This window comes from Mesorhizobium sp. P5_C1 (genome assembly GCF_054049815.1).
Genome location: NZ_JBFULQ010000281.1, coordinates 1 through 7,187, shown reverse-complemented (window position 1 = coordinate 7,187; position 7,187 = coordinate 1). Strand labels below are relative to the sequence as shown.

The following is a 7,187-nucleotide window of genomic DNA, read 5'->3' as shown; positions in this document are numbered from 1 at the left end:
ATGCCTTTGTCGAGCGCTTGTTTGCCGACATAGCGGGCCAGGTCTTCGGACAATTGCTTCGCACCCTGACTGTCGACGGTCTGGCCGAAAGCAGGCGCGCTCAACGCAAGAAGAAAAACGAATGGCAGGGCACGGTTCACGCGAATTCTCCGTTTGACCTAATAGTGCCCAAAAGCGCGCAGCGGTTTGGGACAACGACATGCATAAAACAAAAGCCCAAAGCGCGTCGACTGAATCCGTTTCCGTGCAACGCGTCTTGGAAAGACCGCCTCGTTCGTCTGGTATGAAATTACCGCCACAACCGCAAGGTGAGATACAACGCCGCCAAGGCGCAAAAGCTGATTATAGCACAAGCCGCATCAGCGGCCGGCCGGCCTTGCGCTCGACGAGCCGCTCGAAACCAGCCTTCTCGAACACCCGCGACGAGCCGACGAACAGGCCGATCGAACGCGAATCCCGGGACAGGTCTATCGGGCAGGCCTCGACCAGCCGGGCGCCGTTGCTGCGGGCGAAATCGATACCGCCTTCGACCAGGCGATGCGTGATGCCCCTGCCGCGCGCCTTGGTGCGGATGAAGAAGCACGAGATCGCCCATACGGCCGGATCCATGGCGTCGGCGGCATCGACTGGTGCCGACCCCCTGCCCTGATTGTTCCATTCGGGCACGTCGGCGCGTGGCCCGATCTGCATCCAGCCGACCGCCTTGCCGTCTTCGAACGCCAGCAGGCCAGGCGGCGGACCGGCTTCGATGCGCGCCTTGATGTGGTCCTTGTTGCGTTCGCGGCTGCTCTCGCGCCGCACCGCCGGCGCCAGCCGGAAATGCGTGCACCAGCAGCCATAACAGGCGCCCTGCTTGCCGAAGAGGTCCTCGAAATCCGCCCAGAGTTCGGGCACCAGCGGCGCTATGGTCGTGCTCATGCGTTCTCCCCAGGCCAGCCTTGTCGCAGACCTTGCACTGTCGTACCATTGCTTCTGTTCTCTTTATGTTCGCAGCGATGGCGGCCCCTGTCAACAATCCCGATCACGGTTTTTGCCGCGACTGCCTGACGTTTCAGCGCAGCCAGACGCGCCGCTGCGAGCGCTGCGGCAGCCCCCGGCTGGCGCGCCATCCGGAGCTTTACCGGCTGCATCTGGCCCATATCGATTGCGACGCCTTCTACGCGGCGATCGAAAAGCGCGACAATCCAGCACTCAAGGACAAGCCGCTGATCATCGGCGGCGGCAAGCGCGGCGTCGTCTCCACCGCCTGCTACATCGCCCGTATCCAGGGCGTGCGCTCGGCAATGCCGATGTTCAAGGCGCTCGAAGCCTGTCCCGAGGCGGTCGTCATCAGCCCCAACATGGAAAAATACGTGCGCGTCGGCCGCGAGGTGCGCGCCATGATGCAGGCGCTGACGCCGCTGGTCGAACCGCTCTCGATCGACGAGGCATTTCTCGACCTCGCCGGCACCGAACGGCTGCACGGCCTGCCGCCGGCTGTGGTGCTGGCGCGGTTTGCGCTTGCGGTCGAAAAGGAGATCGGCATCACCGTTTCAGCCGGCCTGTCCTACTGCAAGTTCCTCGCCAAGATAGCGTCCGATTTCCGCAAGCCGCGCGGCTTCTCGGTCATCGGCGAGGCCGAGGCGGTCGGCTTCCTGGCAGCCCAGCCGGTAACGATGATCTGGGGTGTCGGTAAGGCGTTCAACGCCACGCTGGAACGCGATGGCATCCGCACCATCGGCCAGCTGCAGCAGATGGATCGTGGCGACCTGATGCGCCGCTACGGCACGATGGGCGACCGGCTCTACCGGCTTTCGCGCGGCGAGGACGTCCGCCGCGTCGATCCCGACCAGGACGCCAAGAGCGTATCGGCCGAAACCACCTTCGACACCGACATCGCTTCGCTCGAAGAGCTTGTCGCGGTGCTGAGGGGGCTTTCGGAGAAGGTCTCGGCACGGCTGAAGAAATCCGGCATCGCCGGGCGCACCGTGGTGCTGAAGCTCAAGACCCAGGATTTCAAGCTGCGCACGCGCAACCGCCAGCTCGGCGATCCGACCCGGCTCGCCGATCGCATCTTTCAGACCGGGGTGGAACTTCTGCGCAAGGAAACCGACGGCACGAAATATCGGCTGCTCGGTATCGGCGTCAGCGACCTCTCGGACGACGACAAGGCCGACCCGCCCGACCTGGTAGACGTCCAATCGCGCAAACGCGCCTTGGCTGAAAGCGCGATCGATGCCCTGCGCGACAAGTTCGGCCGCAGGGCGGTGGAAACCGGCTATACGTTCGGCAAGGGCCGCGACGCCCACCCGCCCGAGCCGATCGAGGACTGACCCTGCTTGTTGGGTTTGTTGAGATTCACGTCAGGCCGAGCCGAGAATGTTGGCTTCCGAAAACCGGAGCGGTGCGTACTTAAAGCACCTGAGCGCCGCAAGCGCAGGAAATCACCGTTGGCAGGCCGGCCTCGCCTGAACATCGGCACGCTCGTCAGGTGCGCTGCAGATCGATCCTGCTCGTCACCACGCTCTTGCCGGTTTTCGGGTCGGTGTCGGTGACGGTCAGCCGCATGCCGTTCTCGCCTCGCTTCTCGACCTTCATCTGGGCCTTTCGATCACCGTTGACCGCCTTGGCCCAGCGGATGCCGAGATTGATCGCGTTGCCCGAGCGGCTGCCGTTGAGCTGTGCCGGCCCTGTGCGAGAGCCGACATAGGTGCCGCTGTACTTCGCACCGCTGGATGTCAGTTCCGCGCTGATGGCGCGCGTCACCATAACCAGCCCGCGGCAATTGCCGTCCAGCGACAGCGAGGTCGACGTGGCGTTGGACTTGAACGTGCAGGACACGTTCACCGTCGGTGCCTCGGTGGTGACCTTGACGATGCCCTTGCCGGCGAAATTGCCCTGGAACGACTGAAGAAATTTCCCTTCGTCGGCATGTGCCGCGCCAGCCGCAGCCAACAGACAGCCAGCAAGCACGAATTGCGCGAATGATCTCATCGAGGCTCTCCCTATCGATTTCGAAAAGGCAGGACGGCTCGCAAGGCACGGCAATATGGATTCAACGCCCCTTGCCGTAACAGGTTCCGCCCGCAGGATGGCTGTTTTGGAATGTCCAGCCATTGCGACTGGCCCAGAAGAATGCAGCTTCTAGCGATTGCGGCAAAGGCCCCGGCCTGCGAGATAGCGGGCATGGTCCCTACCCCCTCCATCCCCAAGGCCGCATTCTGGATGGCGCTGTCGATCGCCTCGTTCCTGGCGATGTCGGTCGCCGGCCGCGCCACGACAGCCGAGCTCAACGTCTTCCAGGTGTTGGAACTGCGCTCGGTGATCGGCTTTTTCATCCTTCTGCCACTGGTGATGATGAGCGGCGGCTTTGCAGCCATGCGCACGCAGCGCCCCGTCGCCCATATCGCCCGCAACGTCATCCATTATACCGGCCAGGCGGCCTGGCTCTACGCGCTGACGCTGATCCCGCTGGCGGTGTTGATCTCGATCGAATTCACCACACCGATCTGGACGGCAATCCTAGCGGTGACTTTTCTTGGCGAAAGGCTCTCCCGGCCCAGGCTTGCAGCGATCGTGCTGGGGCTGATCGGCGTGGTGATCATCGTGCGCCCCGGCGTCGGCGCCGTCGATCCCGGTCATCTTGTCGTGCTCGGTGCCGCCGTCTGTTTCGGCATATCGCTGGTGCTGGTCAAGTCGCTGACGCGCACGGACAGCGTCGTGCGCATCATCTTCTGGATGCTGATCATTCAGTCGGCACTCGGCCTCGTGCCGGCGCTCTACGAGTGGCGCAACCCGCCGCTCGAGCTGTGGCCCTGGATCCTGCTGATCGCCTTCACCGGCATGTCGTCGCATTTCTGCATGGCCCGTGCGCTTGCCTATGCCGACGCCACCGTCATTTCGCCGATGGATTTCCTGCGCGTGCCGCTATCGGCGCTGATCGGCTGGCTGCTCTATCAGGAGCAGATCGACGCCTTCACCGCCGGTGGCGCACTGCTGATTCTGATGGGCAATCTGCTCAATCTGCAGCGAAAAGCGCCACAACCGGTGAAGATCGCCGCGTCCTAGACCCTGATCCAGTCCGGGGGAGATTGAGTCTACGAGAATTTCGTGCCCTGATCCGACGTTGCCGCCTTGTAGCTGGGGCGGCGGGATGAGACGCTCCTGGAAACAGAGAGCAAGCGTGAGATGGTGCAACGATGCCTCTTGTGATCGTCGCTGTTTTACTGATGTCGACGCTGGTAGCCACCGGCAAGGCGGAAGCCGAAGCGGGAACGCACCTTCTCGAGTCGGGTGGCCCTATGGCTTCCTCCTATGGCCCGACGATCGTGGCCGACTATTCCGCGTCCATGGCGCATTATCGAACAAGCCTGCGCGCGCATTCCGGGACCGGTGGCCTTGTCGGCGATTTCGTTTCCTCGCTGCGCATTCCCTGGACTTGGCGTTCCGACGACGGAAGCACGGTTCGGCGCCTGGGCAACAGCCTGTTCTTGCTCACCGAGGGCGATTGCCTGAGCCGAATGTGCCGCGAGATACCTTGCAAACAGACGGAGTGGCCCGTGTTCGACTGCCGCGATGGTCACAAGCGCAAGATGGCGGCGCCCGGCCTGACCGGCATCAGCTTCGGCGGCGTCAACTACAGCCAGATAGGTGGCCCGCAGTTCTGAGCGGATAGCATCCTTACTCCGGCGGGATGGGTCCTCCAGCCCGTCAATTGCCGTCGTCGGGTATGTTGAGGAGATGACCGCAGGACTTGCAGTGGACGGCGTCGGGCTCGTGCCGCTGCAGCCCGCACTGCGGACAGGGAAAGAATACCTTGTGGGGACGGAACAGCGCCTGCGCCAACCTCACGAACAGCGAAATGCCGATGATCATGGTGGCGATCGCGGTCAGCTTGCCGGCCATGCCCGGCAGGACGATGTCGCCGAAGCCTGTCGTGGTCACTGTAGCGACAGTGAAATAAAGGGCATCGATATAGTTTTCGAGCCCCGTCCCGGTGCGGAAGAAGAACGTGTAGACGAAGCCGGTGATGACGAACAGGAAGGTCAAGAGGTTGATGACCGCCTGGCTCGCCTCGCGCCAGGGCCGCAGTCCGCGCATCTCGAAATGCCGCCACAGCGACCCGCTGCGCGACAGAGACCACAACCGCAGAATGCGCAGGAAGCCGAGATTGGCGAGCGCCGTCGGCATCAGCAGCGTCAAGAGGATGAAGCCATCGACCCACGATGTCGGCTGCTTCATCAGCCGAAACATGTCGTTGGACGCCAGCAGGCGGGCGGCCATGTCGGCAGCAACCAGCGCGGCCACCGCATAGTCGAGCCAGAGGAATGACGGCTTGTCCTGAAGAACCGGCGTCGCGATGAAGAAGGCAATGATAGCGAGGTCGATGACGACAGCCACCACCTGGAAGCGGAAAGCCGCCGGGGTGCGTCCGTGATAGAGCCTGCGCAGCCTGTCGCGCAGCTGCGCGATTGTTGAGCTGTCTTCCGCCGCTTTCATGACGATCGCGCCGGCGTTCGCGACAACTGCCGCCCGGCAGGCTGCCGGAGGCCCGCAAGAGCGGGCGTCATACCAATTCCACTTCGACCACGCCGGGCACGGCGCGCATCGCCGAGGCGATCTGCGGCGAGATCCGGTAGCGATTGGGCAGCTCGATCTCGATTTCCCCCTCGCCATCTTCCTTGATCAACACGAAGCTGACCTGGCCTTCGCCCCTCACTGAAAGCTGGCCGGCCAGCGTGCCGATCGGCGCCGCATTGCGTACGAAAATGCGCAACGCCTTCTGGATGCGGCTTGCCTCGTCCTCCAGCGATTGCACCGAGTTGATGCGCAAATTGACGCCTTCCGGCCTGTCCTCGGCCGCAACGGTGATGACGACGGAGCGGCCGGGCTCGAGCAGGTCGCGATACTGCGCCAGTCCTTCGGAAAACAGCACGGCCTCATACTGGCCGGACGTATCGGAAAAGGCGACGACGCCCATCTTGTTGCCGGTGCGCGTCTTGCGCTCCTGCTTGGAGGTGACCGTGCCGGCCAGCCGTCCGGCGGCCGCCCCGCGCTTGACGGCCGCCGAAAACTCGGCCCAGTTTTGCACCCGCATCTTCTGCAAGGCCGCCTTGTACTCATCGAGCGGATGGGCGGAGAGATAGAAGCCGACCACCTGGAATTCGCGGTGCAACCGATCGGCCGCAAGCCATGGATCGGTCGCCGGCAGATTGAGCGCCTGCGACTGGGCGCCGAGCGAGGCGCCGAAGATATCGTGCTGGCCGGAGACCGCGTTCTGCTGCGCTAGGGATGCCAGCCCCATCATGCGCTCGACGCCCGCCATCATCGCAGCGCGGTCGTGGCCGAAGCAATCCAGCGCGCCGGCCATGATCAGGCTTTCGAAGACGCGCTTGCCGACAATCTTGGGATCGACCCTTTCGCAGAAATCGGCGAGGTTCTTGAATGGCTTTTCGCCGCGCTGGGCAACGATATGCTCGACCGCCGCGTCGCCGACACCTTTCAGCGCGGCCAGCGAATAATAGATACGGTTCTCGCCGACCTCGAAAGCGCGGAAGCTTGATATCACCGACGGAGCCAATACCTCGATGCCAAGGCGCAGCGCGTCCTGGCGGAAATCGGCCAGCTTGTCGGTGTTGCCCATATCGAGCGTCATCGATGCCGCGAGGAACTCGACCGGATAGTGCGCCTTGAGATAGGCGGTCTGGTACGAAACCACCGCGTAGGCGGCGGCGTGCGATTTGTTGAAACCATAGTCGGCGAACTTGGCCAGCAGGTCGAAAATGAAGTCGGCTTGCGGCTTGCCGACGCCGCGTTCGACCGCGCCCGAGACGAAGCGCTCGCGCTGCTTGTCCATCTCGGCGCGGATCTTCTTGCCCATGGCGCGGCGCAGCAGATCGGCTTCGCCGAGCGAATAGCCGGCAAGCTCCTGCGCGATCTGCATCACCTGTTCCTGGTAGACGATGACGCCTTGGGTCTCCTTCACCAGGTGGTCGATCTTGGGATGAATCGACGCCATCTCCTCTTCGCCATGCTTTCTGGCGTTGTAGGTCGGGATGTTCTCCATCGGTCCCGGCCGGTACAGCGCGACCAGGGCTATGATGTCCTCGATGCAGTCGGGCCGCATGCCGATCAGCGCCTTGCGCATGCCGGCACTTTCCACCTGGAACACGCCGACCACCTCGCCGCGCGACAGCATGGCATAGGTC

General features: G+C 63.3%; 7 protein-coding genes. 3 read left to right on the top strand and 4 right to left on the bottom strand.

Going from position 1 to position 7,187, the window contains the following annotated elements; translation table 11 throughout:
- Positions 1-342 precede the first annotated feature (342 nt).
- Positions 343-918, bottom strand: coding sequence for a GNAT family N-acetyltransferase (locus ACXJ7R_RS20385; RefSeq protein ID WP_095087921.1), 576 nt, complete (start codon positions 916-918; stop codon positions 343-345).
- Between the two features lie 65 nt (positions 919-983).
- Here ACXJ7R_RS20385 and ACXJ7R_RS20380 point away from each other — a divergent pair, with 65 nt between their 5' ends.
- Positions 984-2,312 carry a DNA polymerase IV gene (locus tag ACXJ7R_RS20380; RefSeq protein ID WP_457153419.1) on the top strand — a complete coding sequence of 443 codons (1,329 nt, stop codon included), beginning with the start codon at positions 984-986 and terminating at the stop codon, positions 2,310-2,312.
- Between the two features lie 154 nt (positions 2,313-2,466).
- Here ACXJ7R_RS20380 and ACXJ7R_RS20375 read toward each other — a convergent pair whose 3' ends face one another.
- Positions 2,467-2,973: a hypothetical protein gene (locus ACXJ7R_RS20375; protein WP_457153418.1), complete on the bottom strand. Its 507-nt coding sequence runs from the start codon at positions 2,971-2,973 to the stop codon at positions 2,467-2,469.
- A gap of 192 nt (positions 2,974-3,165) precedes the next feature.
- On the opposite strand from ACXJ7R_RS20375, the gene ACXJ7R_RS20370 reads away from it, so the two are divergent.
- Complete coding sequence (locus ACXJ7R_RS20370) at positions 3,166-4,047, top strand: DMT family transporter (protein WP_095088135.1); 882 nt, start codon at positions 3,166-3,168, stop codon at positions 4,045-4,047.
- A 140-nt stretch (positions 4,048-4,187) separates the two neighbouring features.
- On the top strand, positions 4,188-4,646 hold the full coding sequence (locus tag ACXJ7R_RS20365) for a hypothetical protein (protein ID WP_457153417.1): 459 nt from the start codon (positions 4,188-4,190) through the stop codon (positions 4,644-4,646).
- Between the two features lie 43 nt (positions 4,647-4,689).
- Here ACXJ7R_RS20365 and ACXJ7R_RS20360 read toward each other — a convergent pair whose 3' ends face one another.
- Both ACXJ7R_RS20360 and dnaE read right to left on the bottom strand, forming a co-directional pair.
- Positions 4,690-5,478, bottom strand: a complete 789-nt coding sequence (locus tag ACXJ7R_RS20360; RefSeq protein WP_457153416.1) for a potassium channel family protein — start codon at positions 5,476-5,478, stop codon at positions 4,690-4,692.
- A gap of 67 nt (positions 5,479-5,545) precedes the next feature.
- On the bottom strand, positions 5,546-7,187 hold a 1,642-nt coding region (gene dnaE, locus ACXJ7R_RS20355; protein ID WP_457153415.1), incomplete at its 5' end, for a DNA polymerase III subunit alpha.